The sequence below is a fragment of the Rhodococcus kronopolitis genome, assembly GCF_042654025.1.
GTDB classification, from domain to species: domain Bacteria; phylum Actinomycetota; class Actinomycetes; order Mycobacteriales; family Mycobacteriaceae; genus Rhodococcus_G; species Rhodococcus_G kronopolitis.
Genome location: NZ_JBHSFO010000003.1, coordinates 97,236 through 122,395, shown reverse-complemented (window position 1 = coordinate 122,395; position 25,160 = coordinate 97,236). Strand labels below are relative to the sequence as shown.

Annotated in this window: 25 protein-coding genes and 1 pseudogene; 14 read left to right on the top strand and 12 right to left on the bottom strand. The window is 71.6% G+C overall.

The window, feature by feature from the left end; genetic code table 11:
• Positions 1-107 precede the first annotated feature (107 nt).
• Positions 108-1,235, bottom strand: a complete 1,128-nt coding sequence (locus ACFO6S_RS07140; protein ID WP_378415457.1) for a citrate synthase 2 — start codon at positions 1,233-1,235, stop codon at positions 108-110.
• Positions 1,236-1,471: 236 nt separating this feature from the next.
• On the opposite strand from ACFO6S_RS07140, the gene pdxH reads away from it, so the two are divergent.
• The 6 genes and pseudogenes from pdxH to ACFO6S_RS07110 all read left to right on the top strand — a co-directional run bounded on the left by pdxH (position 1,472) and on the right by ACFO6S_RS07110 (position 6,631).
• Positions 1,472-2,173, top strand: a complete 702-nt coding sequence (gene pdxH, locus ACFO6S_RS07135; RefSeq protein ID WP_378415455.1) for a pyridoxamine 5'-phosphate oxidase — start codon at positions 1,472-1,474, stop codon at positions 2,171-2,173.
• A 13-nt stretch (positions 2,174-2,186) separates the two neighbouring features.
• Positions 2,187-3,488 (top strand): MFS transporter, encoded by a 1,302-nt coding sequence (locus tag ACFO6S_RS07130; protein WP_378415454.1) that lies wholly within the window; start codon positions 2,187-2,189, stop codon positions 3,486-3,488.
• A 23-nt stretch (positions 3,489-3,511) separates the two neighbouring features.
• A complete protein-coding gene (locus ACFO6S_RS07125) occupies positions 3,512-4,456 on the top strand; it encodes an aldose 1-epimerase family protein (protein WP_378415452.1) in 945 nt (314 codons plus the stop codon).
• A 145-nt stretch (positions 4,457-4,601) separates the two neighbouring features.
• Positions 4,602-5,900 carry a citrate synthase gene (locus ACFO6S_RS07120; RefSeq protein WP_378415451.1) on the top strand — a complete coding sequence of 433 codons (1,299 nt, stop codon included), beginning with the start codon at positions 4,602-4,604 and terminating at the stop codon, positions 5,898-5,900.
• 5 nt (positions 5,901-5,905) lie between these two features.
• A pseudogene (locus ACFO6S_RS07115) lies at positions 5,906-6,256 on the top strand (FKBP-type peptidyl-prolyl cis-trans isomerase); the annotation flags it as partial.
• A 6-nt stretch (positions 6,257-6,262) separates the two neighbouring features.
• Positions 6,263-6,631 (top strand): FKBP-type peptidyl-prolyl cis-trans isomerase, encoded by a 369-nt coding sequence (locus ACFO6S_RS07110; RefSeq protein ID WP_378416102.1) that lies wholly within the window; start codon positions 6,263-6,265, stop codon positions 6,629-6,631.
• Between the two features lie 70 nt (positions 6,632-6,701).
• On the opposite strand, the gene ACFO6S_RS07105 is transcribed toward ACFO6S_RS07110, so the two are convergent.
• Entirely contained in the window at positions 6,702-8,027 is a 1,326-nt protein-coding gene (locus ACFO6S_RS07105) for a sensor histidine kinase (protein ID WP_378415449.1), read from the bottom strand.
• Positions 8,024-8,731 (bottom strand): response regulator transcription factor, encoded by a 708-nt coding sequence (locus ACFO6S_RS07100; protein ID WP_378415447.1) that lies wholly within the window; start codon positions 8,729-8,731, stop codon positions 8,024-8,026. Before ACFO6S_RS07100 ends, ACFO6S_RS07105 begins: the two co-directional genes overlap by 4 nt.
• A 46-nt stretch (positions 8,732-8,777) precedes the next feature.
• Here ACFO6S_RS07100 and ACFO6S_RS07095 point away from each other — a divergent pair, with 46 nt between their 5' ends.
• Both ACFO6S_RS07095 and ACFO6S_RS07090 read left to right on the top strand, forming a co-directional pair.
• Positions 8,778-10,115, top strand: coding sequence for a cryptochrome/photolyase family protein (locus ACFO6S_RS07095; RefSeq protein WP_378415445.1), 1,338 nt, complete (start codon positions 8,778-8,780; stop codon positions 10,113-10,115).
• A gap of 20 nt (positions 10,116-10,135) precedes the next feature.
• Complete coding sequence (locus ACFO6S_RS07090; RefSeq protein WP_378415443.1) at positions 10,136-11,617, top strand: SDR family oxidoreductase; 1,482 nt, start codon at positions 10,136-10,138, stop codon at positions 11,615-11,617.
• Positions 11,618-11,622: 5 nt separating this feature from the next.
• Here ACFO6S_RS07090 and ACFO6S_RS07085 read toward each other — a convergent pair whose 3' ends face one another.
• On the bottom strand, positions 11,623-12,204 hold the full coding sequence (locus ACFO6S_RS07085; protein ID WP_378415442.1) for a lipocalin family protein: 582 nt from the start codon (positions 12,202-12,204) through the stop codon (positions 11,623-11,625).
• Positions 12,205-12,477: 273 nt separating this feature from the next.
• Positions 12,478-14,385 (bottom strand): propionyl-CoA synthetase, encoded by a 1,908-nt coding sequence (locus ACFO6S_RS07080; protein ID WP_378415440.1) that lies wholly within the window; start codon positions 14,383-14,385, stop codon positions 12,478-12,480.
• Positions 14,386-14,688: 303 nt separating this feature from the next.
• On the opposite strand from ACFO6S_RS07080, the gene ACFO6S_RS07075 reads away from it, so the two are divergent.
• Entirely contained in the window at positions 14,689-15,063 is a 375-nt protein-coding gene (locus ACFO6S_RS07075) for a BlaI/MecI/CopY family transcriptional regulator (RefSeq protein WP_378416100.1), read from the top strand.
• Positions 15,060-16,013 carry a M56 family metallopeptidase gene (locus ACFO6S_RS07070; RefSeq protein WP_378415439.1) on the top strand — a complete coding sequence of 318 codons (954 nt, stop codon included), beginning with the start codon at positions 15,060-15,062 and terminating at the stop codon, positions 16,011-16,013. Before ACFO6S_RS07075 ends, ACFO6S_RS07070 begins: the two co-directional genes overlap by 4 nt.
• On the opposite strand, the gene ACFO6S_RS07065 is transcribed toward ACFO6S_RS07070, so the two are convergent.
• Positions 15,989-16,411, bottom strand: coding sequence for a hypothetical protein (locus ACFO6S_RS07065; RefSeq protein ID WP_378415437.1), 423 nt, complete (start codon positions 16,409-16,411; stop codon positions 15,989-15,991). The two genes, ACFO6S_RS07070 and ACFO6S_RS07065, sit on opposite strands and share 25 nt — an antisense overlap.
• A gap of 173 nt (positions 16,412-16,584) precedes the next feature.
• On the opposite strand from ACFO6S_RS07065, the gene ACFO6S_RS07060 reads away from it, so the two are divergent.
• The 3 genes from ACFO6S_RS07060 to ACFO6S_RS07050 are packed head-to-tail and all read left to right on the top strand — an operon-like array spanning position 16,585 to position 18,888.
• The gene (locus ACFO6S_RS07060) at positions 16,585-17,307 is read left to right on the top strand and encodes a DsbA family protein (RefSeq protein ID WP_378415435.1); all 723 of its coding nucleotides are present in this window, start codon (positions 16,585-16,587) and stop codon (positions 17,305-17,307) included.
• Entirely contained in the window at positions 17,304-18,164 is an 861-nt protein-coding gene (locus ACFO6S_RS07055; RefSeq protein WP_378415433.1) for a cytochrome c biogenesis CcdA family protein, read from the top strand. Before ACFO6S_RS07060 ends, ACFO6S_RS07055 begins: the two co-directional genes overlap by 4 nt.
• A 46-nt stretch (positions 18,165-18,210) precedes the next feature.
• Positions 18,211-18,888, top strand: coding sequence for a GOLPH3/VPS74 family protein (locus ACFO6S_RS07050; protein WP_378415431.1), 678 nt, complete (start codon positions 18,211-18,213; stop codon positions 18,886-18,888).
• Here ACFO6S_RS07050 and ACFO6S_RS07045 read toward each other — a convergent pair.
• From ACFO6S_RS07045 to ACFO6S_RS07020, 6 genes are read right to left on the bottom strand one after another with little or no spacing between them, the layout of a single operon-like run.
• The gene (locus ACFO6S_RS07045; protein WP_378415429.1) at positions 18,885-19,946 is read right to left on the bottom strand and encodes a hypothetical protein; all 1,062 of its coding nucleotides are present in this window, start codon (positions 19,944-19,946) and stop codon (positions 18,885-18,887) included. The two genes, ACFO6S_RS07050 and ACFO6S_RS07045, sit on opposite strands and share 4 nt — an antisense overlap.
• A complete protein-coding gene (locus ACFO6S_RS07040) occupies positions 19,943-21,436 on the bottom strand; it encodes a carboxyl transferase domain-containing protein (protein WP_378415428.1) in 1,494 nt (497 codons plus the stop codon). Before ACFO6S_RS07040 ends, ACFO6S_RS07045 begins: the two co-directional genes overlap by 4 nt.
• 19 nt (positions 21,437-21,455) lie before the next feature.
• Positions 21,456-22,664 carry an ABC transporter permease gene (locus tag ACFO6S_RS07035; protein ID WP_378415427.1) on the bottom strand — a complete coding sequence of 403 codons (1,209 nt, stop codon included), beginning with the start codon at positions 22,662-22,664 and terminating at the stop codon, positions 21,456-21,458.
• The gene (locus ACFO6S_RS07030) at positions 22,661-23,563 is read right to left on the bottom strand and encodes an ABC transporter ATP-binding protein (protein ID WP_378415425.1); all 903 of its coding nucleotides are present in this window, start codon (positions 23,561-23,563) and stop codon (positions 22,661-22,663) included. The genes ACFO6S_RS07035 and ACFO6S_RS07030 overlap by 4 nt, the downstream gene beginning before the upstream one ends.
• Positions 23,560-24,117 carry a hypothetical protein gene (locus ACFO6S_RS07025; RefSeq protein WP_378415423.1) on the bottom strand — a complete coding sequence of 186 codons (558 nt, stop codon included), beginning with the start codon at positions 24,115-24,117 and terminating at the stop codon, positions 23,560-23,562. Before ACFO6S_RS07025 ends, ACFO6S_RS07030 begins: the two co-directional genes overlap by 4 nt.
• The gene (locus tag ACFO6S_RS07020) at positions 24,110-24,412 is read right to left on the bottom strand and encodes a helix-turn-helix transcriptional regulator (RefSeq protein ID WP_378415421.1); all 303 of its coding nucleotides are present in this window, start codon (positions 24,410-24,412) and stop codon (positions 24,110-24,112) included. Before ACFO6S_RS07020 ends, ACFO6S_RS07025 begins: the two co-directional genes overlap by 8 nt.
• A gap of 110 nt (positions 24,413-24,522) precedes the next feature.
• On the opposite strand from ACFO6S_RS07020, the gene ACFO6S_RS07015 reads away from it, so the two are divergent.
• Positions 24,523-25,065, top strand: a complete 543-nt coding sequence (locus ACFO6S_RS07015) for a hypothetical protein (protein WP_378415419.1) — start codon at positions 24,523-24,525, stop codon at positions 25,063-25,065.
• Positions 25,066-25,160 lie beyond the last annotated feature (95 nt).

Sequence of the window (25,160 nt, the reverse complement as noted above, 5' to 3'; positions counted from 1 at the left end):
AGGGGCCCTGATGTAGGGGTAGTTTAGACGGCCGTGCGAGACGGCCGGGCCGCTCGGTGTGAGCGGCCCGGCCGTCGGGCTGGATCGAGTGCTGCGAAACGCTGTGGTCAGGCCTTGCCGACCAGGTCCCAGCCCTCGACGGAGGCGGCGGTGCGGGGCTCGGGGCCGGTGTAGATCGCGGCCGGGCGGACCAGCTTGCCCAGGCGCTTCTGCTCCATGATGTGCGCACACCAGCCGGCCGTGCGGCCGCAGGTGAACATCGCGGGCATCATGTGCGCGGGCACCTCGGCGAAGTCCAGGATCACCGCGGCCCAGAACTCGACGTTGGTCTCGATGGCACGGTCCGGGCGACGCTCGCGCAGCTCGGCGAGCGCGGCCTGCTCCAGCGCGGCCGCGGCCTCGTAGCGCTCGGCGCCCAGACGCTTGGCGGTGGCGCGGAGCACGCGGGCGCGGGGATCCTCGGCGCGGTAGACGCGGTGCCCGAAGCCCATCAGCTTTTCCTTGCGGTCGAGGATGCCCTTGACCAGCGCGCGGGCGTCGCCCGACTTCTCGGTCGCCTCGATCATCGGCAGCACGCGGGCGGGGGCGCCGCCGTGCAGCGGGCCGGACATCGCGCCGATGGCTCCGGACAGGGAGGCCGCGACGTCGGCGCCGGTGGAGGCGATGACGCGGGCGGTGAACGTCGAGGCGTTCATGCCGTGCTCGGCGGCGGAGACCCAGTAGGCGTCGATGGCCTCGGTGTGCTTCGGGTCCGGGTCGCCCTTCCACCGGGTCATGAAGCGGCCGGTGACGGTGGAGCACTCGTCGATGACCTTCTGCGGGACCGCGGGCTGGTAGATGCCGCGGGCCGACTGCGCCACGTAGGACAGGGCCATCACCGAGGCGCGAGCGAGCTGGTCGCGGGCGGTGTCGTCGTCGATGTCGAGCAGCGGCTCGTAGCCCCAGATCGGGGCGAGCATGGCCAGGCCTGCCTGCACGTCGACGCGCACGTCGCCGGTGTGGATCGGCAGCGGGAACGGCTCGGCGGGCGGCAGGCCCTGGCCGAACTTGCCGTCCACCAGCAGGGCCCACACGTCACCGAAGGTGACGCCGTTGCCGACCAGGTCCTCGATGTCGACGCCGCGGTAGCGCAGCGCGCCGCCGTCCTTGTCCGGCTCGGCGATGTCGGTGGTGAAGGCGACGACGCCCTCGAGTCCACTCACAAAATCCTCGGGTACTACCGCGCTCGCTGCCATTGTTAGTGGACTCTCCTCATCTTCAGTGCCGCCGGTCGGGGCCGCACCACTGACTAAGTTTCACCGCCGTGCGAGCGCGTGCTTGGTTTGCAGGCACAGAACGCTGCGCAACTGGTAACCCCGGAGGTGCGAATCGCGGGAGCAATCCACGTATTGCGGGGTCCGGTCTGCGACGAACTCTATCCCCTTGCATGGCACATCTGGGTAGGGCATACCCGGGAGTAACGTGTCGGCCTGTGTCGCCCGATTCAGAGAACCAGCCCAGCGTTGAAGCGGACCTCGCCGCGATGCGGGTGGGGTACGCGGTGCAGGGGTCGAATCCCCCTGTACCGGAATCGAATCTGAGCGCGGAGGCGCTGGTCGGGGGCTGGCTGCCGTTGCTGCGCCGGTGGCTCGACCAGGCCCGGAACGCGGGTGTCGCGGAGCCGAACGCGATGGTGCTGGCGACGGTCGACGAGGCCGGACGGCCGGCGTCGCGCACGGTGCTGTGCAAGGGGCTGTCCGAGGACGGCCTGGTGTTCTACACCAACTACGGATCGAACAAGGCCCGGCAGCTCGCGGCCGCGCCCTACGCCTCGGCGACCTTCGCCTGGACCGCGTTCGCGCACCAGGTCACGGTGCGCGGCCCGGTCGAGCGCGTCGCGCCGGAGGTCACCGACGCGTACTGGCGTACCCGCCCGCGGGGCTCACAGCTCGGGGCCTGGGCGTCGGCGCAGTCCCGGCCGATCGACAGCCGGGCCGCGCTCGACGACCGCCTCGCGGAGACGGCCGCGCGGTTCGCCGGCGTCGACGAGGTGCCGACGCCACCCGAGTGGGGCGGGTTCCTGATCCGCCCGGAGACCGTCGAGTTCTGGCAGGGCCGGGCCAACCGGATGCACAACCGGGTGCTCGTCACCCGGGTCGCCGACGGCTGGTCCGCCGAGCGGCTGCAGCCGTGATCCGACGGCACCCGTGACCGGGGGCCGGAAGCGACGGCTGCTCGCCGACACCACCCCGCTCCGCGAACCGCACTTCCGCCGGCTGTGGGTGGCCGGGATCGTCACCGTCGTCGGTGCCCAGCTCAGCGTCGTCGCGGTGCCGCAACAGGTGTACGAGATCACGCGCAGCTCCGGCTATGTCGGACTGACCGGGGTGTTCGGCCTGGTCCCGCTGGTGGTGTTCGGGCTGTGGGGTGGGGCGCTGGCGGACGTGATGGACCGGCGTCGGCTGATGGCGATCACCACGATCGGCCTCTCGGTCACCTCGCTGCTGTTCTGGGCCCAGGCCGCCGCCGGGATGGACAACGTGTGGCTGGTGCTCGGGCTGTTCGCGGTGCAGCAGGCGTTCTTCGCGGTCAACCAGCCGACCCGCGCCGCGATCATCCCGCGGCTGATCCCGGGCGAGCAGCTGCCCGCGGCCAACTCGTTGAACATGACGGTGGTGCAGTTCGGTGCGATCGCCGGTCCGCTGCTGGCCGGGGTGCTGATCCCGACGATCGGGCTGGCCAGCCTGTACCTGATCGACACGGTGCTGCTGATGGCGACGCTGTGGGCGGTGCTGGCGCTGCCCGCGCTGCCGCCGACCGGACACACGAAGAAGGCCGGGCTGGGTGCGGTGCTCGACGGGTTCCGCTACCTGTCGACGCAGAAGGTGCTGCTGGCCTCGTTCGTGGTGGACATCGTCGCGATGGTGTTCGGGATGCCGCGGGCGCTGTTCCCGCAGATCGCCAACGAGACCTTCGGCGACCCGGTCACCGGCGGCATCGCGCTCGGTCTGTTGTTCGCGGCGATGTCGGCGGGGGCGGTGCTCGGCGGCGTCTTCTCCGGCTGGCTGCCGGGGGTGCGGTACCAGGGCCGCGCCGTGGTGGTGTGCATCGTGCTGTGGGGCCTGGCGATGGTGGGCTTCGGCGTCGCGGTCGGGTTCGCGAGCCCGGACAGCGGGCCGGTGCTGCTGTGGGTGGCGCTGGCGTTCCTGGCGTTCGGCGGCGCGGTCGACATGATCTCCGCGGCGTTCCGGAGCACGATGCTCCAGCAGGTGGCGACGGACGAGATGCGCGGCCGCCTGCAGGGCGTGTTCATCGTGGTGGTCGCGGGCGGCCCGCGGATGGGCGACGTGCTGCACGGCGCGACGGCCGCCGCCGTCGGCACCGCGGCCGCGGCGGCGGGCGGGGGCATCCTGGTGGTGGTCGGGGTGGTCGCGGTGTGCCTGGCGTTCCCGGCGCTGCTCCGCTACCGCGTCGGGCCTGCCCGTACCGGTGATTCAGTGTCCGCCTGACACGAATCGTGGACACTGGGCGCATGCCTGAGTTCTCGTCCACCACCGTCACGTCCACCGACGTGCGCACCTACCCGATCCGGTTCGGCGGCTACCGGGCCGAGGTGGTCTCCCGCGGTGCCGCGCTGCGGATGCTCGAACGTGACGGTGTGGCGCTGACCGAGACCTGGCCCGCGCAGGACCAGCCGCCGCTCTCGGCCGGACTGGTGCTGGCGCCGTGGCCGAACCGGATCCGGGACGGGCACTTCGTCTTCGACGGCGTCGAGCACCACCTGGCCATCACCGAACCGGAGCGGCACAACGCCCTGCACGGACTGGTCCGGCGGGACGAGTGGCAGCTCGTCGAGCACACCGCCAGCGCGGTCGAGCAGACGATCCGGGTGGGCCTGCACAAGGGCTGGCCGTACCCGCTGCAGGTGAGCGTGCGCCACGAGCTGGGGCCGGACGGGCTGGTGGTCACCCACACCGCGACCAACATCGGTGCCATGCCCGCGCCCTTCGGCCTGGGCATGCACGCGTACCTGCGGGTCGGGGACGTTCCGCTCGACGACTGCACGCTGACGCTGACCGCGGGCACCCGGCTGCCGCTCGACCCGGCCCGGTTGCTGCCCGCAGGCAACTCGCAGTCGGTGTACGGGACGGAGTTCGACTTCACCACGCCGCGCAGCCTCGCCGGGGTGCAGCTGGACGACCCGTTCAGCTCGATCGTGCCGGACCCCGACGGCCGCGCCCGGCACGTGCTGCGGGCACCGGACGGCACCGGCACGGTGCTGTGGACGGACCGTCGGTTCGGCTGGATCCAGGTGTACACCGCGGACCCCGCGGTCGAGGGCTACCCGGGCCGCGGTCGGGCGCTGGCGATCGAGCCGATGACCTGCCCGCCGGACGCCTTCAACTCGGGCATCGACCAGCTGGTTCTCGAGCCGAACCAGACCTGGAGCGGAAGCTGGGGCCTCGGCGCGCTCTGACCGACCCGGGTGCCGCCGAGCCGCGACGGCTGTGGCGCACGTCGCGTCGCGGCGACCCTCGCTGGGCAATCGAACGGGACAGAGACTAGGTTCTACTCGACTGATATCTGCTATTCGCAAGGTTCGAGTTTGAGAGGGATCCTCCGTGCCCGCTGCCGATGAAACCAAGCCCACGCTCAGCTACCCCGGTGGCGCACACGCGATGACCATCGCCGAGGCGACCGAGGGCAATGACGGAATCGAGCTTGGCAAGCTCCTGTCCGCGACGGGGTACACCACCCTCGATCCCGGATTCGTCAACACCGCGTCCACCAAGTCCGCGATCACCTACATCGACGGCGACGAGGGCATCCTGCGTTACCGCGGATACCCGATCGAGGAGTTGGCGGAGCGCTCCACCTTCCTCGAGGTCAGCTACCTGCTGATCTACGGCGAGCTGCCGTCCGTCGACGAGCTGGCCGCCTTCACCACCCGCATCCAGCGGCACACGCTGCTGCACGAGGATCTCAAGCGGTTCTTCGACGGCTTCCCGCGCAACGCGCACCCGATGCCGGTGCTCTCGTCGGCGGTCAACGCGCTGTCCGCGTACTACCAGGACTCGCTGGACCCCGACGACCCGGAGCAGGTCGAGCTGTCGACCACCCGCCTGCTCGCGAAGATGCCGACCATCGCGGCCTACGCGTACAAGAAGTCCGTCGGGCAGCCGTTCCTGTACCCGGACAACTCGCTGTCGCTGGTGGAGAACTTCCTCCGGATGACCTTCGGGTTCCCGGCCGAGCCGTACGCGGTCGATCCCGAGGTCGCCAAGGCGCTCGACATGCTGCTGATCCTGCACGCCGACCACGAGCAGAACTGCTCCACGTCGACGGTGCGGATGGTCGGGTCCTCGGACGCCAACCTGTTCACCTCGGTCTCGGCAGGCATCAACGCGCTGTGGGGTCCGCTGCACGGCGGCGCCAACCAGGCCGTCCTCGAGATGCTCGACGAGATCAAGGCCAACGGCGGCGACGTCACGGAGTTCGTCCGCAAGGTCAAGAACAAGGAAGACGGCGTGAAGCTCATGGGCTTCGGGCACCGCGTCTACCGCAACTACGACCCGCGCGCGGCGATCGCCAAGAAGGCCGCGGACACCATCCTGGCCAAGCTCGGCGGCGACGACGAACTGCTCCAGATCGCCAAGGCGCTCGAGGAAGCGGCCCTGACCGACGAGTACTTCATCTCGCGCAAGCTGTACCCGAACGTGGACTTCTACACCGGCCTGATCTATCGCGCGATGGGCTTCCCGACGCGGATGTTCACCGTGCTGTTCGCCATGGGCCGGCTGCCCGGCTGGATCGCGCACTGGCGTGAGATGCACGAGGACCCGGCCACCAAGATCGGCCGTCCGCGTCAGATCTACACCGGCTACACCGAACGCAACTACACCGACCTGGAAAGCAGGTAACCCTGATGACCAACGGACCGGTTATCGAGTTTCAGGAGGGCCCCCCGCCCACCGAGCTCGTGATCAAGGACATCACCGTCGGCGACGGCGCCGAGGCGACCCCCGGCGCGAAGGTCGAGGTGCACTACCTCGGCGTCGAGTTCGAGTCCGGCGAGGAGTTCGACTCCTCCTGGAGCCGCGGCGAGTCCATCAAGTTCCCGCTCGCCGGCCTGATCGCCGGTTGGCAGGAGGGCATCCCCGGCATGAAGGTCGGCGGACGTCGTCAGCTGACCATCCCGCCGGAGCTGGCCTACGGCCCGGCCGGGGGCGGCCACCAGCTCTCCGGCAAGACGCTCGTCTTCGTGATCGACCTGCTCGACGTCGTGGTTCCGCCTGCGGCGCCGGTGATCGAACCGGCCACCGGTCCGGCCCCGGCCGAGCTCGTGATCGAGGACATCGAGGTCGGTGACGGCGCGGAGGCCCAGCCCGGCGCGGTCGTGGACGTGCACTACCACGGTGTCGAGTACGACTCGAACCAGGTGTTCGACTCGTCGTTCCTGCGTGGCGACTCCGTCAAGTTCCCGCTCGCCCAGCTGATTCCGGGCTGGCAGAAGGGCATCCCCGGCATGAAGGTCGGCGGACGCCGCAAGCTCACCGTGCCGCCGGAGCTGGCCTACGGCCCGGCCGGTGGCGGGCACCAGCTCTCCGGCAAGACGCTGGTCTTCGTGATCGACCTGCTCGGCACGAACTAGCAGTCTCCGCACGGACGAGGGCCCCGCATCGACACCGATGCGGGGCCCTCGCCGCGTCGGCGGGTGGGTGTCAGTCCTGCGGCGCCGCGAACTCGAGCACCAACCGCGCACCGCCGAGGCCGCTGTCCTCGAAACGGGCCCGGCCGCCGTGCAATTGGGCCTGCTGCGCAACCAGGGCCAGGCCCAGACCCGACCCGCCGCGCGCGGCCCCGGAGCCCCGGGCGAAGCGCTCGAACACCGCCTCGCGCTCGGGCACCGGGACGCCGGTGCCGTCGTCGTCGACGGTGACGGTCACGGTGCCCGGCCCGGTGCGCCGGGCCGCCAGCACCACCGTCGACGCCCCGCCGTGCCGGACCGCGTTGACGATCGCGTTGTCCAGGGCGAGCCGCAGGCCGGCAGGCAGGCCCTTGATGACCAGCGACGGGTCGGACTCCACCAGCACCGCGACGCCGGGCAGTTGGCGCACGGCGTCCTGGGCGGCGAGGTCACACAGCTCGACCAGGTCGGTGGGCACGTGGTCGCGTTCGCTGGACAGCTCGCCCGACGCGAGCCGTTCGAGCGCGGACAGGGTGGCCTCGACGCGGCCCTGGGTGCGCTCCAGGTCGGCGAGGATCTCCGCGCGCTGGGCGCCGTCAGGCCGCAGGGTGGTCAGTACCTCGATGTCGGTGCGCATCGCGGTCAGCGGCGTGCGCAGTTCGTGTGCGGAGGCGGCCGCGAAGTCCCGTGCGGTCTCGAGGGACGCGGCGGACTGGGCCTGGGCCTCGGCGATCCGCGCAAGCATCAGCTCGAGCGCCTCCGCCAGCTCCTCGGCCTCGCGGACCCCGGAGACCTTCGGCAGCGGCCCGGGTTCCGGGGTGCTGTTGCCGATGTACTGGGTGAGTGCGGCAATCGGCCGGATCGCGAGGCCGCCGAAGATCCAGCCGAGGCCGGCCGCGGCGGCCACGGCCAGGACGCCGGAGACCGCCACCCACTGCTGCTGGTCGACGGTGATGTCCCGGGCCTCGGACGCGGGGACGGCCAGCGAGACCAGGCTGTCGGTGCCGGGGACCGGGCTGGTGTTGGCGCGGTACGCGGTGCCGTCGACGACAACGGTCGCGGCGCCGGGTTCGAGCGGGGGGAGTCGGGTGGGGGTGCTGATGATGACGTCGGACCCCGCGCGGATGGTCACGGCGAAGGCGCCGGCGTCGCCGAGATTCGGGAGGAACGACGCGGCGGCGGTGACGTTGGCGATCAGCACGCTCGATGCGGTCTCCAGGCGACGATCGAGCTGGCTCATATTGTTTCTCGAGATTGCAAGGGCGACAAAAATTCCCAGTGCGGCGACGATGACGGTGGCGCCGAGTGCGGTGGCGGCGGCGACGCGGGCGCGCAGCGAGTAGGACCGGCGGGAGCTCACGGGGCGTCCCGCAGCACGAACCCGACCCCGCGCACCGTCTGCAGGATGCGCGGGTGGCCGTCGGCCTCGAGCTTGCGGCGCAGGTAGCCGACGAAGACGTCGACGACGTTGGTGTCCGCCACGAAGTCGTATCCCCAGACCAGGTCGAGCAGTCGCTCGCGGCTGAGCACCACGCCCTTGTTGCGGGTGAGCGCGGCCAGCAGTTCGAACTCCCGCTTGGTCAGCTCGATCTCGCGGCCGTCGACGATGGCGCGGCGGCCGAGCAGGTCGACGGTCAGCGCGCCCAGCGTCAGGGCGCCCTGCGGTGCCGGTGCCGGCGGCGGCGTCGCGCGGCGGCGGAGCATCGCCCGGATGCGGGCCACGAGTTCGGCCAGCACGAAGGGCTTGACGAGGTAGTCGTCGGCGCCGGCCTCGAGCCCGGCGATCCGGTCGTCCACCGAGGATCGGGCGCTGAGCACGCAGATCGGGATGTCGTTGCCCATCGCGCGCAACGCGGTCACCACGCTGGCGCCGTCGAGCACCGGCATGTTCATGTCGAGGACGATGGCGTCGGGGGAGCGGTCGGCGACCGCGCTCAGCGCCTCGGCGCCGTTGGCCGCGGTGAGGATCTCGAATCCGGACAGGCTCAGGCCGCGCCGCAGCGAGAGCAGGACGTCCCGGTCGTCGTCGACGACCAGGACCGTGGCGATGGCGGGTTCGGTCACCCCTGCATTCTGCCCGCACCCGCCGGGCAGGTGTAGAAAGACATCCATGCCTGCCTCCGTCATGTGGTTTCGACGTGACCTGCGCACCGGGGACCTACCGGCGCTGTCCGCGGCGGCCGAGACCGGAGTCGACGGGGTGCTCGGGCTCTTCGTCCTGGACGAGTCGATTCTCGGGCCGTCCGGTGAAGTCCGGCGTGACCACCTGTTCCGCAGCCTGTCGGCTCTCGACGAGCAGTTGGACGGCCGCCTGTGCGTCGTGCGCGGCGATCCCGTGTCGATGGTGCCCTCGGTCGCGGCGGCGGTCGGCGCGAGCGAGGTCCATGTCAGCGCGGACTACGGGCCGTATGGGCGCAGGCGTGATGCCGCGGTGGCCGAGCGGGTGCAGCTGGTGCGGACGGGCTCGCCCTATGCCGTCGCGCCGGGCCGGGTGACGAAGGCCGACGGCGGCCCCTACCGTGTGTTCACGCCGTACTTCGGTCGCTGGCTCGACCACGGTTGGCGCGGACCCGCGGCGGGCTCGGCCGACGCCGCGGCCTGGCTCGATCCGGAACTGCCTGCGCGGGTGTCGGTTCCGCGGCCCGCAGCGTCGGGCGGGCCGCCGGCGGGCGAGCGGGCCGCGCTCGAACGGTGGGCGCGGTTCCGTGACGGCGACCTCGCCGACTACCACCGGATTCGGGACCGGCCCGACCTCGATGCGACCAGCCGACTGTCGGTGGACCTCAAGTACGGGTCTGTCCACCCGCGCACCGTCCTCGCGGATCTCGCCCGCATGCGCGGCGCGGGCCCGGAGGCCTTCCGGCGCCAGCTGGCGTGGCGCGACTTCTACGCCGACGTGCTCTACCACCGCCCGGACAGTGCCCGGCGCAACTACGACAGCCGCTTCGACGCAATCCGGTACGACACGGGTCCGGATGCCGAATTATCCTGGGCCGCATGGTGTGAAGGACGAACCGGTTACCCGATCGTCGACGCCGGGATGCGTCAGCTGCTCGCCGAGGGCTGGATGCACAACCGGGTCCGGATGATCGTCGCGTCCTTCCTGGTGAAGGACCTGCACCTGCCCTGGTGGCGTGGGGCCGGATACTTCATGGCCCACCTGCTCGACGGTGACCTGGCCTCGAACCAGCACGGCTGGCAGTGGACCGCGGGTTGCGGAACCGATGCGGCGCCGTACTTCCGGGTGTTCAACCCGACGACTCAGGGCGAGAAGTTCGACCCGGACGGCGAGTACGTGCGCCGCTGGGTGCCGGAGTTGCGCGGGGTCCCGGGCGGCGCGGTGCACGCGCTGAAGTCCGGCCGGCCGTCCGGATACCCGGACCCCATCGTCGACCATGCCGTCGAGCGTCGCGAGTCGTTGGCGCGACTCGGCGAACTCGGGCGCTGAGGCAGGGCTATCGTCGAGTGATGGGTGACCTGCGCGTGCTGGTCACGGGTGCGACCGGCTACATCGGCGGCCGGGTGACACCCCGACTGCTCGCGGCCGGGCACTCGGTTCGGGTGCTGGTGCGGTCCCCGGACAAGCTCCGGGACGTGCCGTGGGCGCCTGACGTCGAGATCTGCCGCGGCGACCTGGACGACACGGACTCGCTGACCGCGGCGTTCACGGACATCGACGTCGTCTACTACCTCGTCCACTCCATGGGCGGGGGCGAGGCGTTCGTCGACGCCGAGCGACGCGGCGCACAGCACGTGGTCGCCGCGGCGCGGTCCGCGGGCGTGTCCCGCATCGTCTACCTCGGCGGGCTGCACCCGGCGGGGGTGGAACTGTCGGCGCACCTGCGTTCCCGCACCCAGGTCGGGCGGATCCTGATCGACTCGGGAATCCCGACGATGGCGTTGCAGGCCGGTGTGGTCATCGGATCCGGTTCGGCCTCGTTCGAGATGATCCGGCACCTGACCAACCGGCTGCCGGTGATGACGACGCCGCGTTGGGTGGACAACCGGATCCAACCGATCGCGGTGCGGGACGTCCTGCACTACCTGGTCGCCGCGGCGGACGCCCCGCTGCCGTGCAGTCGTACCTACGACATCGGTGGACCGGACGTGATGCGCTACGGCGACATGATGAAGACCTACGCGCAGGTCGCGGGTCTGGCCAACCGTCGCATCCTGGTCCTTCCGGTGTTGACGCCCCGGCTGGCCGGCCTGTGGATCGGGCTGGTGACCCCGATCCCGCCTCGTCTGGGGCGGGCGCTGATCGAGTCGTTGCACAACGACGCGGTGATGACCGAGCACGACATCGACGACATCGTTGCGCCGCCCGCGGGCGGACTCACCCCGTACCGGGAGGCGGTGCGGCTGGCGCTCGGCCGCATCGAGCGGGGTGAGGTGGAGACGACATGGGCGAACGCCGCGCCGGTGGGAGCGCCGTCGGACCCCCTCCCGTCCGACCCGGCCTGGGCCGGCGAGGTGGTGTTCACAGACGAACGCAGCAAGACCTGCGCGGCGGACGCGCAGACGCTGTGGCAGGTGGTCGAGAGCATCGGCGGTGAGAACGGCTGGTACTCCTTCCCGCTGGCATGGGCGGTCCGCGGCTGGCTGGACAGGCTGGTCGGCGGGGTGGGTCTCACGCGCGGCCGGCGTGACGCGCGCCGCCTCCAGACCGGCGACGCGCTCGACTTCTGGCGGGTGGAGAAGATCGACCGCGGCGCCCTGCTGAGACTGAGGGCGGAGATGCGGGCACCGGGCGGCGCCTGGCTGGAGTGGCGGGTGCATCCTGTGGCGCCGAACGGCTCCCGGCTCGACCAGCGGGCGATCTTCTTCCCCCGCGGAATCGCCGGCCGCGCCTACTGGTACGCGATCCTGCCGTTCCACTGGGTCATCTTCAAGGGCATGGTCAACAACATCACCGGCGCCGCCGCCCGCCGGAACTCGAGCGGACCCTGACCCCGTCAGAGAGTGCAGAGCGGACGGATGCCGTCGCGGCCGCCGGAGGTGGGTGTGGTGAGCAGCAGGCACGAGTTGTACCCGCGGGACTCGACGACGGTACGGATCTGACTCCACCTCTCGGCGGTGACGGCCGGGACCCGTGACAGCACGAAGCCGGAGAAGCGGGCCGGGTCCCCGACCAACGCCCACGAGTAGTCGTCGGCGAGGTAGGTCACGACGTAGTTCGTCGGTCCGTCCGGTGAGTCCTGGGACGACACGCCGGGGAAGCTGACGTGCAACTGGGCGTTCGTGACCGGGTCGTTGACCCGTGCGTTGCCGACGATCTCGTTGCGGCCCCCGGACCAGGTCTCGCAGGTGTTCTGGACCCGGACGTTCCGGGCGTCGAGCAGCGAGTACGTCGCCCGGGTGTCGCGGGCGCACGCGAGGCTGAACGGTTGCGGTACCGCGGCGAGTTGCAGCCAGGTCCCGGTGTACCGGGCGACGTCGAGGGCGGGCACCGGTGCCAGCGGGGCGGTCTGGGCTTGGGCGGGGACTGCGAGGAGCAGTGTCGATCCCGCGGCGAGCAGGGCGCTGACGAGGTTCATCGCGGTCACACCTTCCGGTAGCGGACAACCGTGTCAGTGGTGGTTCGACGCCGTAGGCCGGTCGGATGGGTCAGACGGCTCCTTTCGACCGTAACCCCGAGACGACCCGTCATACCGGGCCAGTACCCGGATGGGCACGGGACCTGCCGATGCCGCCGGACGTGGCGCCGGCCTACCGACCGGCCGCGGAACGGTGGCGACGGTCCGCGCCCGACGGGCACTGCCGGTGCCCGGGCTGCGCCCGCCCCGCGGATCGTCGGCAGGCGCTTCCCGTCAGGCGTCCGGACCGAGCAGCTTGGCCAACGCGTCGAGCACCGCCGGGTCCTCGATCGTGGACGGCACCGTGTACTCGTCGTGGTCGGCGATCTGACGCATCGTCTTGCGCAGGATCTTGCCGGACCGGGTCTTCGGCAGGGCCTGCACCACGGTCACGTCGCGGAACGTCGCGACGGCGCCGATCTGGTCGCGGACCATCGCGACGAGTTCCTTCCGCAACTGCTCGGGATCGATCTCGGAACCGGACTTGAGCACCACGTAGCCGCTGGGCCGCTGGCCCTTGAGCTCGTCCCGGATCCCGATCACCGCGCACTCGGCGACCTCGACGTGCTCGGCGACCACGGCCTCCATGCTGCCGGTGGAGAGCCGGTGCCCGGCGACGTTGATCACGTCGTCGCTGCGGCCGAGGACGAACACGTAGCCGTCGGAGTCGATGTACCCGGAGTCGCCGGTGAGGTAGTAGCCGTCGAAGGTGGACAGGTACGACCTGACGTACCGGTCCTCGTCGCGCCAGAGCCCGGCGAGCGTGCCCGGCGGCATCGGCAGGGCGATGACGATGTTGCCCTCGGTGCCCGCCTCGACCGGCGCGCCCTCGCCGTCCAGGATCTCGACGCGGTAGCCCGGCACCGGGACGGTGGGGGAGCCCGCCTTGATCGGCATCGGCTCGAGTCCGCGCAGGTTCGCGCAGATCGCCCAACCGGTCTCGGTCTGCCACCAGTGGTCGACGACCGGGACCCCGAGCACCTTGCCCGCCCACTCGTAGGTGTCGGGATCGAGGCGCTCGCCCGCGGCGAAGAGCGTCACCAGCGACGAGATGTCGTACTTGGCGAGCTCCTTTGCCTCCGGGTCCTCCTTGCGGATTGCGCGGATCGCGGTCGGTGCGGTGAACAGCGCCCGCACCCGGTGGTCCTGGACCACCCGCCAGAAGGCTCCGGCGTCGGGGGTGCCCACCGGCTTGCCCTCGTACATCACGGTGGTGGCGCCGGCGAGCAGCGGGCCGTAGACGATGTACGAGTGCCCGACGACCCAGCCGACGTCGGAAGCCGTCCACATCACCTGGCCGACGCCGATGTCGTAGAGGTTGCGCATCGACCAGGTCAGCGCGACGGCGTGCCCGCCGTTGTCCCGGACCACGCCCTTCGGCTTCCCGGTGGTGCCCGAGGTGTACAGGATGTAGAGCGGGTCGGTCGCGGCGACGGACACGCAGGCCACTGGGGCGGCGGCGGTCACCTCGGCGTCCCAGTCCAGCCAGCCCGCGTAGTCGGCGGCGGCGCCGGGGATGCCCGGACGGTCCTTGACGACCACCACGGCGGGCGCCTTGTCGGTCAGCCCGAGCGCCCGCTCGACCATCGGCAGGTACTCGATGGTGCGCCCCGGTTCCAGCCCGCCCGACGCGGTGACCAGGGCCTTGGGCTCCGCGTCGTCGATGCGGGCGGCGAGCTCGGCGGCGGCGAACCCGCCGAACACCACCGAGTGCACCGCGCCGATGCGCGCGCAGGCGAGCATTGCGACGGCCGCCTCCGGGATCATCGGCATGTACACGATGACGCGGTCGCCGGCCGAGATGCCCTGCGCGGTCAGCACTCCGGCGAACCGGGACACCTCGTCGAGCAGCTGCGCGTAGCTGTAGGTGCGGGTGGTGCCGAGCATGGCGGAGTCGTAGATCAGCGCGGCCTGGTCACCCCGGCCGGCCGCCACGTGCCGGTCGAGCGCGTTGTGGCAGGTGTTCATCGTCGCGTCCGGGTACCAGCGGTACATCGGGGCCGACGACGAGTCCAGGGCGCGGGTGGGGGCGACGTCCCAGTCGACGGCCGCCGCGGCCTCGAGCCAGAACTGCTCCGGCTGCTCGACGCTCCGACGGAAGGCCTCGGCGTACGATCCGCCGGCCCGCTCGACTGCACTCATCGCTGTCCTCTCCCCGTGCTTGGTTGCCTGTGACGCGCACTGAACACTAGGGGACCGCGGCGTGCGGACCGCGAGAAAGCGCGGTCCGCGGCCGGGTCCGTCGGTGATCGGCGCGGCAGCGTCGACGAACGGTCGTCCGGGCGGCCGCCGACGCGGTCGTCCGCGGGGCCGCCCAGTTCGAACGGCACCGTCCGAACTTGACTCGCGATTCGTGGCGTCCTGTACTTGCGGCATGGCACGAGCGAGCGGAACCCGCGCTGACGAGAGGCCCGGTCTCCCGGGCGCCGGTGGGGTGGCCGCGTGATCGGACTCGGTGACCTCGAGACCGCGGTGATGGACGTGTTGTGGAGCGTGGACGAATCGGTCCGCGTGCGAGACGTGATGGATCGACTGCAGCCGCCGCGGCCGCTCGCGTACACGACCGTGATGACCGTCCTCGACAACCTGCACACCAAGGGCATGGTGTCCCGGCAGCGCGTCGGACGGGCCTACCGGTACCGGGCGGCGCGCAGCCGGGAGGAGACCGCGGCGGACCTGCTTCGCCAGGTGCTCCGCGCGAGCGGTGACGCCGAACAGGTCATGCTGCACTTCGCGAACTCCGCCTCGGAGGACGAGTCGAGGATCCTGCGGCGGGCCGCTCGCCGTACCCGGACGCGTCGACCCGGCGGTGCCGGGTGATCGCCGCGATCGGGCTGCTGGTCGCCGCGGCGGTTCTCGGGTTCGCGGCGCCGCACTGGCTCGGCCGGCTCGCCGCGCCGCACCGGCACCCGCGGGTGGCGCTCGCGGCCTGGCTGACGTCGCAGGCGCTGTTCGTCGGCGTGGTGGCGGCCGTGCCGCTCGTCCTGTGGGTGCGACCGGGGGATCGCTGGCACCTGCTGCCCGCCTCGACGCTCTCGTGCGTCGCCGCCCTGCGCGAGAACGGCACCGTCCCCTGGTTGCTCGCGGTCGAGGCGGCGCTCTGGGCCGTCGGCCTGCTGTTGGCCGGACGGATCGTGCTGGTCGTCTCGCGGGGTCTGCGCCGGCATCGCCGGGTGACGGAGGAGCACGCGTCGGTGCTGCGCCTGGTGGGACGGCGCGACCCGGCCGACGGTGACGACGTCGTCCACCTCGTCGGGCCGGGGGTCGCGGCGTACAGCATCGGCGGCCGTTCGCCGGCGATCGTGCTGGGAACGGGTGTGGTCGATCTCGAACCACCGACCAGGGCGGCGGTCCTGGCGCACGAACGCGCCCACCTGCGGGGGCGTCACCACCTGTTGGTCGCGTGGGCCGACTCGTTGCGCGCCGCGGTCCCGGCGGTCCCGCTGGCGAGGGTGGGCGCGACGTGGGTTCGGGTGCTGGTGGAGTTGTCCGCGGACCGCCAGGCCGCCGCGTCGTGTGGTCCGTCCGCGGTGTGCGCGGCGCTGGAGCGGTGGCACGACGAGCCTGGCGGCTCCCGGCCGGTGCCGACGCCTGCCGCGGGCTTCGTCGAGGATCGTGTGGTGTGGCTGTCGGGGTTGCGCGACCCGCGTCGTGGGGCGCGGGCACTGGACTATCCGCTCGCGCTCACCCTGTCGGCGCTGCCGGTGCTGGGGACCGTCCCGGTGGTGGTCGCGGCGCTCGCGGCCTACTGCGCGATGCTCGGCGCCTGACCGGCGACGTCGCGATCCGCGGCGGGGACGGCGCAGGCCGGACCGCACAGACTCTGCCGACGGCGCAGCACTACGGCCACCGTCAACAGGGCGAGCGAGATCACCGCGAGCACCGGTTGCAGGGGTGCCCAGAACCCGAGGGCGCCGCTCGTGCCGATCGCGAGCAGGACGATCTTGTTGCAGACCGGGCAGCCCACCGCGAACACCGCGAGCACCACCCCGGCCGCCGCCCCGGTCGGACGGCGTTCCTGGGCGACGGGGCGGAGGCCGAACCACAGGGCGGTCAGGATGGCGGTGGCCGCGAGGACCGGGTACTCCCACCAGCGCACGGGCACCTCGCGTCCGAAGAACGGGGTGTCGATGATGTCCGTCGGGACGCCGACCGCGATCACGGTCACGAGACCCGCCGTGAGCGCGCGAGCCAAATACATTCCACTGCAGGAGATTTCGGCCACGGTGCTCGAACCCTTTCGTCGGTGCCGGCCTGCTTGACTACTAAGGAGAATAGTAGGTCCATGTACTATCGCCGATAGTAGGTGCGGGTCGGTGTGCTGGAACGAATGGAGTTCGGATGAAGTCGCAGGGCAGGCCGTTCGCGAGCAGGTGGGACGTGTGGCTGCTCGGAGCGCTCGGCGTTGTCGCCCTGGTGCTGGCGGGTCTTCTCGTACTGGACCGGACGGGCGCCCCGGACAAACCGACGGCATCGGCGACGGCGGATCTGGATCCGGGTATCGGGCCCGTCGGGGACCTGGCCCGACGGACGGAGGGCGACCCGCTGGCGCGGGGACCGGTCGACGCGCCGGTGGTGATGGTCGTGTACTCGGACTACCGCTGCCCGTTCTGCGCGAAGTTCAGTCGCGACACCGAGCCACAGCTCGTCGACAAGTACGTCGAGGCCGGGAAGCTCCGGATCGAGTGGCGTGACCTGCCGATCTTCGGGGAGGAGTCGATGGCCGCCGCGCGCGCCGGTCGGGCGGCGGCCGCGCAGGGCAGGTTCTGGGAGTTCAACTCCGCGCTCTACGCGGCGGCGCCGGATCGCGGGCACCCGAATTTCGATCACGCCGCACTGCGGGGATTCGCGCAGCAGGCAGGCGTGCCGGACCTGGATCGCTTCGACCGTGACGCCGCGGACACCTCGGTGGACGCCGCCATCGCCGCGGACGCAATGGAGGCCAACATGATCGGGGTGGCGAGCACTCCGTCGTTCGTGATCGACGGCTATCCCGTGCTCGGTGCCCAGCCCCTGCCTGCCTTCGAGCAGCTGATCGAGAAGACCGGTGGGCAACTGCCGTGACCGACGTCGGACTGCTCGGTGCGCTGTTGGGTGGCCTGCTCTCACTGGTCAGCCCCTGCTCGGCCTTGCTACTGCCGTCCTTCTTCGCGTACGCCTTCGACGGTGCCGGGCGCCTCGCGGCCCGGACCGCGGTGTTCTACCTCGGCCTCGCGGCGGTGCTCGTGCCGCTCGGTGCCGGGCTCGGGGCGATGGGATCGCTGCTGACCGCGCACCGGGAGACGGTGACGACGGTCAGCGGTCTGGTATTGATCGCGCTCGGTGTCATGACGGTGTTCGGCCTGGGATTCGCGTTCGCCCCCGCGCAACGCGCCGCCGGGTCGGTCCGTGTCTCCGGAACCGTGTCGGTGTTCGCGCTCGGAGCGGTGTACGGGTTCGCCGGGTTCTGCTCGGGGCCACTGCTCGGCAGCGTCCTGACGATCGCGGTGGCCGGCGGCGGCGTCGGCTACGGCGGCCTGCTGATGGCCGTCTACGCGTTGGGGATGACCGTCCCGCTCTTCGTGCTGGCGCTGCTGTGGGACCGGTTCGACCTGGGCCGGAGAACGTGGTTGCGGGGCAGGCCGATCGCGCTCGGGCCGGTGCGCACCCACACGACGTCGCTGGTGTCCGGCCTGCTGTTCGTGGGGCTCGGGGTGCTCTTCCTCGTCACGGACGGGACCGCGAACCTCGGCGGCGTGATGGGTGTGGACGACCAGTTCTCGCTCCAGGTGACGTTGAGCGACTGGGCGCGGCGGGTTTCCGATGCGGGGATCCTGCTGGCGGTCGTGCTGGTGCTGTTCGCGCTGGTGGCGGTGCGGGTCGTGCGCCGCCGGCGAGCCGAGTTCGCGGCGTCGGAGCCGGCATCGGGCGGGGAGCGCTGACCGCCGCCTGACCGCTCCACCGCTCGGTCCGTCGTACGGTGGAGCCATGACGCTGCTCGCCGAAGACCTGTTGCTGCTGCTCCTGGACGACGAGACCGGAAAGCCCGTCGTGGACAGCGCCGCGCTGCCGCGCGTGCTCGCCGGCGCGGTGCTGCTCGAGCTCGCGCTCGACGGCGTGGTCGAGCCGGCCGGGGAGGGCGAGGAGGTGCGCCGGGGGCGGTTGGTGCTGCGCAGCGAGTCCGCCCCGGACGACGCGATCCTCGCGCGGGCGGTCGCCCGGTTGCGGGAGTCCAAGCCGATGAAGCCGGAGCGGGCCATCGAGAAGCTCGACAAGGGCCTGCGCGAGGCGGTGCTCGAACGGATCGTGGCGAAGGGCTGGGTGCGCGAGGGCAAGGCGAAACTGCTCGGCATCTTCCCGACCACGGTGTGGCCCGCCGTCGACGACACCCACGAAAGTCAGCTCCGAACCGAGTTGCGTGACGCGGTGATCGGCGGCGCCGCCCCGTCGCCCCGGACCTCCGCACTGGTCTCGCTGCTCGCCGCGGTCGACGCGACGGCGAAGGTGTTTCCCGACGGCGACCGGCGCGCTGTCAACAAGCGCGCCAAGGAGATCGCCGAAGGAGAGTGGGCGGGCGCCGCGGTGCGCAGGGCGGTCGAGGCCGTCAACGCGGCGGTGCTGGTCGCGGTCATCGTGCCGTCGATCGCGGCGGGCGGCACGTCCTAGGCCGGAGTGACCGCGCCGGTCTCCGAGGCCTCCGGCGCCTCGGTGAGCGCGACGCCCTCCTCGGTGCGGATGGCGATGCGCAGGACGGCGAGCAGGAAGAGCGAGAAGGCGAACCCGGTGAGCGCGCCGAGCTGGTTCTCGGCGAACAGGAACACCTGTGTCACCAGCAGGTTGACCACGATGGACGCCCGCAGCAGCCGCAGGGACCGCAGGTACGGTCCGCGGAACAGCAGCCACACCCCGGCCACGATCAGCACGACGGAAACCGCGCTCGACAGCTGCACCATCAGGTCGGCGACGTCGTCGGTCTCGTAGCTGCCGTCGACGACCAGCGAGACGACCACCCCGACGACGGACACCGCGGCCTGCAACACGAACAGCACCAGGACGGTTCGGCGCACCAGCCAGTGCGAGAGCACCGCCGTCGAGCGCCGGGCGATCGCGTCGCGGGCGTGGGTGATCCTCGACTCGAGCCCCCGCGCCGGCGGGGTCTGCGAGGTCAGCCCGGCGTGGACGAGGCCCGCGAGGTCCGCGAACCTCGGGTCCCGCACCCCGTCGACGACGCGCAGCGCGGACCGGTACCGGACCTCGTCGAGCTGGCCGAGCGCGAGATCGGCGAGGGCGCCGAGGCCGACCGCCAGGCGTTTGCGGTCGGTCAACGGCCGCCGCAGCAGCAGCTCCCGCACCACCAGGTAGAACAGCACGAAGACGACGTACATGATTGCGATGGCGGGCTGGAAGAAGTAGTCGACGTCGGCGGTGACGAACTTGCCGATCTCGTCGATGAACAGGCCGAACCCGATGCCGCCGACCAGCGCGGCCCGGACCCGGACCCGGCTGCCCTGGCTGATCTGCACCGCGACGAGCGCCCCGGCCATCAACAGCCCGCCCCACAGCACGTGCGCGATGTGCAGGGCGCCGCCGCCGATCTGCGGGTAGCCGGTGGCCGCGAGGTACGCGCGGGTGATCAGCACGGTGGCCACCGCCGCGAACAGGAACAGCTCGAACCGGGCCAGCGCGGCGTGGTCGTAGTCGTGGTCGTTCGCGGCGGGGCTCACCGGGGCAGCCCGAGGTTGCGGTAGCGGGCGACGCGGGCGGTGTGACGGTCCGCGGCGGGTTCGCCTGCGAGGGCGACCAGCTCCCGGGCGATCGCCGCGCCGACCCGTTTGGAGAACTCGACCGGTTCGTCGGCGGCGTCCGGCAGTTCCGGGATGATCGCGTCGACGATGCCGTCGCGCAGCAGGTCCAGCGACCGGATGCCCTGGGCGGCCGCCATCCGGGGGGCGTGCGTGGTGTCGCGGTGCACGATGGCGCTGGCGCCCTCCGGGGGCAGTGGGGCCAGCCACCCGTTCTGCGCGGTGAGCACCCGGTCCGCAGGCAGCAGGGCCAGCGCGCCGCCGCCGGTGCCCTGGCCGAGCAGCACCGAGACCGTCGAGGTGTCGAGGGTGACCAGGTCGGCGAGGCAGCGCGCGATCTCCGGGGCGAGCCCGCGTTCCTCCGCCTCCTTCGACAGCGACGCACCGAGGGTGTCGATGACGAGCACCAGCGGGATCCGCAGTTCCTCGGCCAGTTTCATCGCCCGGCGCGCCTCGCGGAGCGCGCCCGGGCCCATCGTGTGCTGCGCGGACTGGCCGCTGCGGTCCTGCCCGAACAGCACGCAGGGGGCGCCGCGGAACCGGGCCAGCGAGAGGAGCACCGTCTTGTCGGTCTCGCCCTGCCCGGTGCCGCTGAGCGGCACCTGCTCGGTGGCGGCGTGCCGCAGCAGCGCCCGGATGCCGGGCCGGTCGGCCCGCCGGGAGAGCATCACCGACTGCCAGGCAGGCACGTCCGGGATGTGCGCGGGTTCCGGCAGCGGGTCCACGACCGCGTCGGACTCGCCGGTCAGCACCCGCAGCGCGCGGATCACGAGGTGCCGCAGCGACTTCGGCGCCACCACCCCGTCGATCACGCCGTTGCGGTAGAGGTTCTCGGCGGTCTGCACGCCCGAGGGGAACTCCTCGCCGTACAGCGCCTGGTACACCCGCGGGCCGAGGAATCCGACCAGCGCGCCCGGCTCCGCGACGGTCACGTGCCCCAGCGAACCCCAGGACGCGAACACCCCGCCGGTGGTGGGGTTGCGCAGGTACACCAGGTACGGCAGGTGCGCGGCCTTGTGCACGGCGATGGCCGCGGCGATCTTCACCATCTGCACGAACGCGAGGGTGCCCTCCTGCATGCGGGTGCCGCCGGAGGTCGGCGAGGCCAGCAGCGGCAGCGACCGCGCGGTCGCGCGTTCGACGGCGGCGACGATCCGCTCGGCCGCCGCGACGCCGATCGACCCGGCGAGGAAGCCGAACTCGCAGGCGATCACTGCCACCGGCCGGCCGTTGACGATGCCCTCGCCGGTGATCACCGACTCGTCCAGGCCGGTCTTCGCGGCGGCCGCGTCGAGGTCGGCGCGGTAGGATGCGTCGGCGTCGACCGCGATCGGGGCAGCGTCCCAGGATACGAAGCTGCCGGCGTCGAGCACCAGGTCGAGGATCTCGTGGGCGGACAGGCGCTGGCTCATCGCCCGACCATAACCCCGCTCAGCGGCCGAACGCCTCCCGCCAGGACACGGTCTTGCCCACCCGCAGCACCGAACGCTGGTAGATCTTCGCCGCGACGACCGACAGCGCCGCGGTGACCGCGAGCATGATCGCGACGGTGCCGACCACCTGCGTCGTGCTGGCCACCCCGGCCGCGATCCGCAGCGGCATCAGGATCGCCGAGAACGGCGGGATCCAGCTGAGCACGTTGCTCAGCGTGCCGTCCGGGTCGCTCACCACCGAGAATGCGGTGAAGAACATCGCCATGATCAGCACCGTCAGCGGCATCGCGGTGGAGTTGACGTCCTCCTGCCGCGAGACCATCGACCCAGCCGCGGCGTAGAGCACCGCGAAGAAGGTGAAGCCGAGCACGAACCAGCCGAGGGTGCCCGCGAACACGCCGATGGCGGTGCCGGTGACGGTGAGGACGCCGGTCGCCAGTCCCGCGCCCAGGCCCGCCGCGCCGTACGCGACCAGCTGCACCAACCCCACCGCGCCGATGCCGATGACCTTGCCCCACAACAACTGCAACGGACGCAGCGTCGAGAGCAGCAGCTCGACCACCCGGCTCGACTTCTCCTCGACGACGCCCATCGCGACGTACATGCCGAACATCAGGATCTGCATGTACAGCAGGGCCACCGCGGCGATCGAGAGGGCGAGGCGTTGGCCCCGTTCGGGATCCGGCGCCTCGAGGGTGTCGACGGTGACGACGGCGCGACCGGTTGCCGCGCTCAGCGCGGCGGTGTCGACGCCCTGCGCGCTGAGCTCGGTTGCGCGGGCCTGCTCCGCGACCGCCACGTCCAGGACCATGCGCAGGCCCGGGTCGAGCTCCGATTCCGTGACGGCCGTGACGGATCCGTCCGCGGCGGGGATGACGGCCACCTCGACGTCGCCGGCCTCGACGCCGTCGCGGGCACCGGCCTCGTCGTCGAACTCGCGGACCTCGATCGGCGTCCCCGCGGCGTCGCCGACGGACACCAGCGTCGCGGTCAACGACTGGTCGCCGACCAGCCCGACGGTGGTGCGGCTGGGCTCATCGCTCCCGGAGAACAGCGCGTACGCGGCGATGCCGCCGATGATCGCGATCAGGATGATCAGGTTGCTGATCAGGAAGCTCTTCTTGCGGACCTGGGTGAGGAACTCGCGGCGGGCGACCAGGCCGACGGCGCGGGCCGGGCTCAACGCGGGTGACGTCGGGGCGCTCATGCGGCGACCACCTCTCGGAACAGTTCGGTCAGGGAGGGCCGTTGCAGCGAGAACTCGTGTACCGGGCCGGTTCTCAGGGCGGCGGCGAGGACGGCCTGGTCGTCGGCGCCCGGGTCCAGGGCGAGCACGGTGTGACCGTCCTGGTGGCTCAGCGTCCGCACCCCGTCGAGCGGTTCGGCCCAGCCGTCCGGGGCTGACGGGGCGTGCACCACCAGCTGGGTCTGGCCGCCGCCGCGCAACTCCTCGACGGTGCCGACGGCACGCATCCGGCCCGCGGCGATGATGCCGACGCGGTGGCACAGCCGCTGCACCAGGTCGAGCTGGTGACTCGAGAAGATCACCGGCACACCGGCGTCCGCCTTCTCGACCAGCACCTCGCTCATCACGTCCACCGCGACCGGGTCGAGTCCGGAGAACGGCTCGTCGAGCACCAGCACCGCGGGGTCGTGTACCAGTGCGGCCGCCAGCTGCACCCGCTGCTGGTTGCCGAGGCTGAGCGAGTCGACGGTGTCCTCGACGCGGGTGTCGATCCCCAGGCGTTCGGTCCAGCGGGCCACCGCGCTGTGGGCGTCGCGACGCGAGAGTCCGTGCAGCTCTGCGAGGTACGCGAGTTGCGCGCCGACCTTCATCTTCGGGTACAGCCCCCGTTCTTCCGGCATGTAGCCGATGGTGCGGCGCACGTCCAGGTCGACGGGCCGCCCGCCGAGGCGGACCTCGCCCGAGTCGGCGGACAGCACACCGAGGGTGATCCGCATGGTGGTGGTCTTGCCCGCGCCGTTGCTGCCGACGAAGCCGAAGATCTCGCCGGGGCGCACCTCGAAGCTGAGGTCGTCGAGTGCCACGACGTCGCCGTAGCGTTTGCAGATCCGGTCGATGGTCAGGGTGTTGCCGGCAGTCATGCCGCCTCCTCTGGGTGGTCCACTACGGGGTCGGGCTCGGGATCGGGCTGGCTCCAGGCGACGATGACGGTGGGCAGACAGCCGCCGATCATCAGCATGGTGAGGGTGAGCAGCCCGCCGGTGTAGGCCATGGTGCCGTGGTCGCCTCCGGTGACGACACTGCCGACGATCAGGTACGTCACCGGGATCATCATCAGCCACTGGGTGACGCTCAGGGCGATCGAGCGGGCGCTGTTCTGCTGCTGGACCTCCCACTCGTCGAGTGCCTCGGTCGGCGCGTCGCCCTGGCGGCCCGAGACGATGGCCAGCGAGGTCCAGACGGGCAGGAACGCCGCGCACGCAGGCAGCCACAGCAGCGGTGCCCACTCGTAGAAGTGACAGGTGACCGCCACCGCCAGCATCAGTGCGAATGTGATCAGCAGGGCCACCGCCAGTGCCCGGCGGCGTCGCCGGGTGCGCCAACCGGGCAGCATGTCGCGCCACCTCTCGGAGTTCGCGAGGAACCGGCGTACCCGGTACGCCTGGTAGCGCTCGACGAGATTCGGCTCAGACATCGCGGGCGTCGCCCTCCTGGTTGTCGGTGCGGTCGGGCCGCCGGTAGACCACGTCGGAGAGCGGCGTGAACTCGGTCCGGGAGAACACGGCCTCGACGGGCAGGCCGAACACCTCGCAGATCCGCATCGCGAGGTCGAGGCTCGGGTAGTGGTCGCCGCGTTCGAGGGCGCCCACCGTCTGCGGGTTGACCTCGATCAGCTCGGCCAGCCGGACCCGGCTGAGCGACCGCTCGGCGCGCAGCACGCCGATGCGGTTGTGGATGGGGCGGGACTCCCCGCGCCGTACCGGACTCATGCATCAGAGTGTTGGGAAAACCCAACACTCTGTCAAGTTTGTCCGTATTCGACTCCGGGCTCCCGGCGGCTGCGGCCGAGGGGTACGACGCGGTGTAGTACGGTTCGGGCATGCGTGTCGGCCCAGGTGAGAAGCTCTCTCGCCGAGTGCGTGGCACCGCCGTCGGCGGGGTCACCGTCGCCGTGGCGGTCGCCGCGCACGGGATCGCAGGCGGGGGCCTCCCGTCCGGCTCCACGCTGGTGCTGCTCGCCGGATTCGCCGCGGTGCTGGTCGGCGTCAGCGCCGCCATCCCTGTGCTCCGTTCCGGCAGGCCCGCCCTGGTCGCGGTCCTCGCGGCCGGACAGGTCGGGGCGCACCTGACGCTCGGCGTCGGGGGCCACCATTCGGGGGTGTCCGACTCGGCGGTGCCCAGCCTCGGCATGGTCGTCGCGCACGTGCTCGCGATCGGGGTCTGTGCGGCCGCGATCGCCGCGGCCGAGCGGATCGGTCCGCGCACCGAGGCCGCGTTGCGCGCCGTCGTGGCCGCGATATTCGCCGCGATCCCCGTTGCCGAACGGGCCCGTACCTGGCGTCCCGTCGTGGACGTCCACCCGATCGTCTCCGCGCTGTGCCGCGCCGCCACGCCCCGGCGTGGGCCACCCGTTCTCGTCTGAACACACCTCACCCCGCGCACCCTCGGCCGAGCAGGCCGGTGCGCGGCTTTCGCGGATCCCGACACCGGTCGGGACCGCGCCCACGAGGGTGCCGC

What these genes read in the sequence shown, in the direction of transcription:
- ACFO6S_RS07140 (WP_378415457.1), bottom strand. Translation starts at nt 1,235, where the DNA reads ATGGCAGCGAGCGCGGTAGTACCCGAGGATTTTGTGAGTGGACTCGAG.
- ACFO6S_RS07125 (WP_378415452.1), top strand. Translation starts at nt 3,512, where the DNA reads ATGCCTGAGTTCTCGTCCACCACCGTCACGTCCACCGACGTGCGCACC.
- ACFO6S_RS07095 (WP_378415445.1), top strand. Translation starts at nt 8,778, where the DNA reads ATGCCTGCCTCCGTCATGTGGTTTCGACGTGACCTGCGCACCGGGGAC.
- ACFO6S_RS07090 (WP_378415443.1), top strand. Translation starts at nt 10,136, where the DNA reads ATGGGTGACCTGCGCGTGCTGGTCACGGGTGCGACCGGCTACATCGGC.
- ACFO6S_RS07085 (WP_378415442.1), bottom strand. Translation starts at nt 12,204, where the DNA reads ATGAACCTCGTCAGCGCCCTGCTCGCCGCGGGATCGACACTGCTCCTC.
- ACFO6S_RS07080 (WP_378415440.1), bottom strand. Translation starts at nt 14,385, where the DNA reads ATGAGTGCAGTCGAGCGGGCCGGCGGATCGTACGCCGAGGCCTTCCGT.
- ACFO6S_RS07060 (WP_378415435.1), top strand. Translation starts at nt 16,585, where the DNA reads ATGAAGTCGCAGGGCAGGCCGTTCGCGAGCAGGTGGGACGTGTGGCTG.
- ACFO6S_RS07050 (WP_378415431.1), top strand. Translation starts at nt 18,211, where the DNA reads ATGACGCTGCTCGCCGAAGACCTGTTGCTGCTGCTCCTGGACGACGAG.
- ACFO6S_RS07040 (WP_378415428.1), bottom strand. Translation starts at nt 21,436, where the DNA reads ATGAGCCAGCGCCTGTCCGCCCACGAGATCCTCGACCTGGTGCTCGAC.
- ACFO6S_RS07035 (WP_378415427.1), bottom strand. Translation starts at nt 22,664, where the DNA reads ATGAGCGCCCCGACGTCACCCGCGTTGAGCCCGGCCCGCGCCGTCGGC.
- ACFO6S_RS07030 (WP_378415425.1), bottom strand. Translation starts at nt 23,563, where the DNA reads ATGACTGCCGGCAACACCCTGACCATCGACCGGATCTGCAAACGCTAC.
- ACFO6S_RS07025 (WP_378415423.1), bottom strand. Translation starts at nt 24,117, where the DNA reads ATGTCTGAGCCGAATCTCGTCGAGCGCTACCAGGCGTACCGGGTACGC.
- ACFO6S_RS07020 (WP_378415421.1), bottom strand. Translation starts at nt 24,412, where the DNA reads ATGAGTCCGGTACGGCGCGGGGAGTCCCGCCCCATCCACAACCGCATC.
- ACFO6S_RS07015 (WP_378415419.1), top strand. Translation starts at nt 24,523, where the DNA reads ATGCGTGTCGGCCCAGGTGAGAAGCTCTCTCGCCGAGTGCGTGGCACC.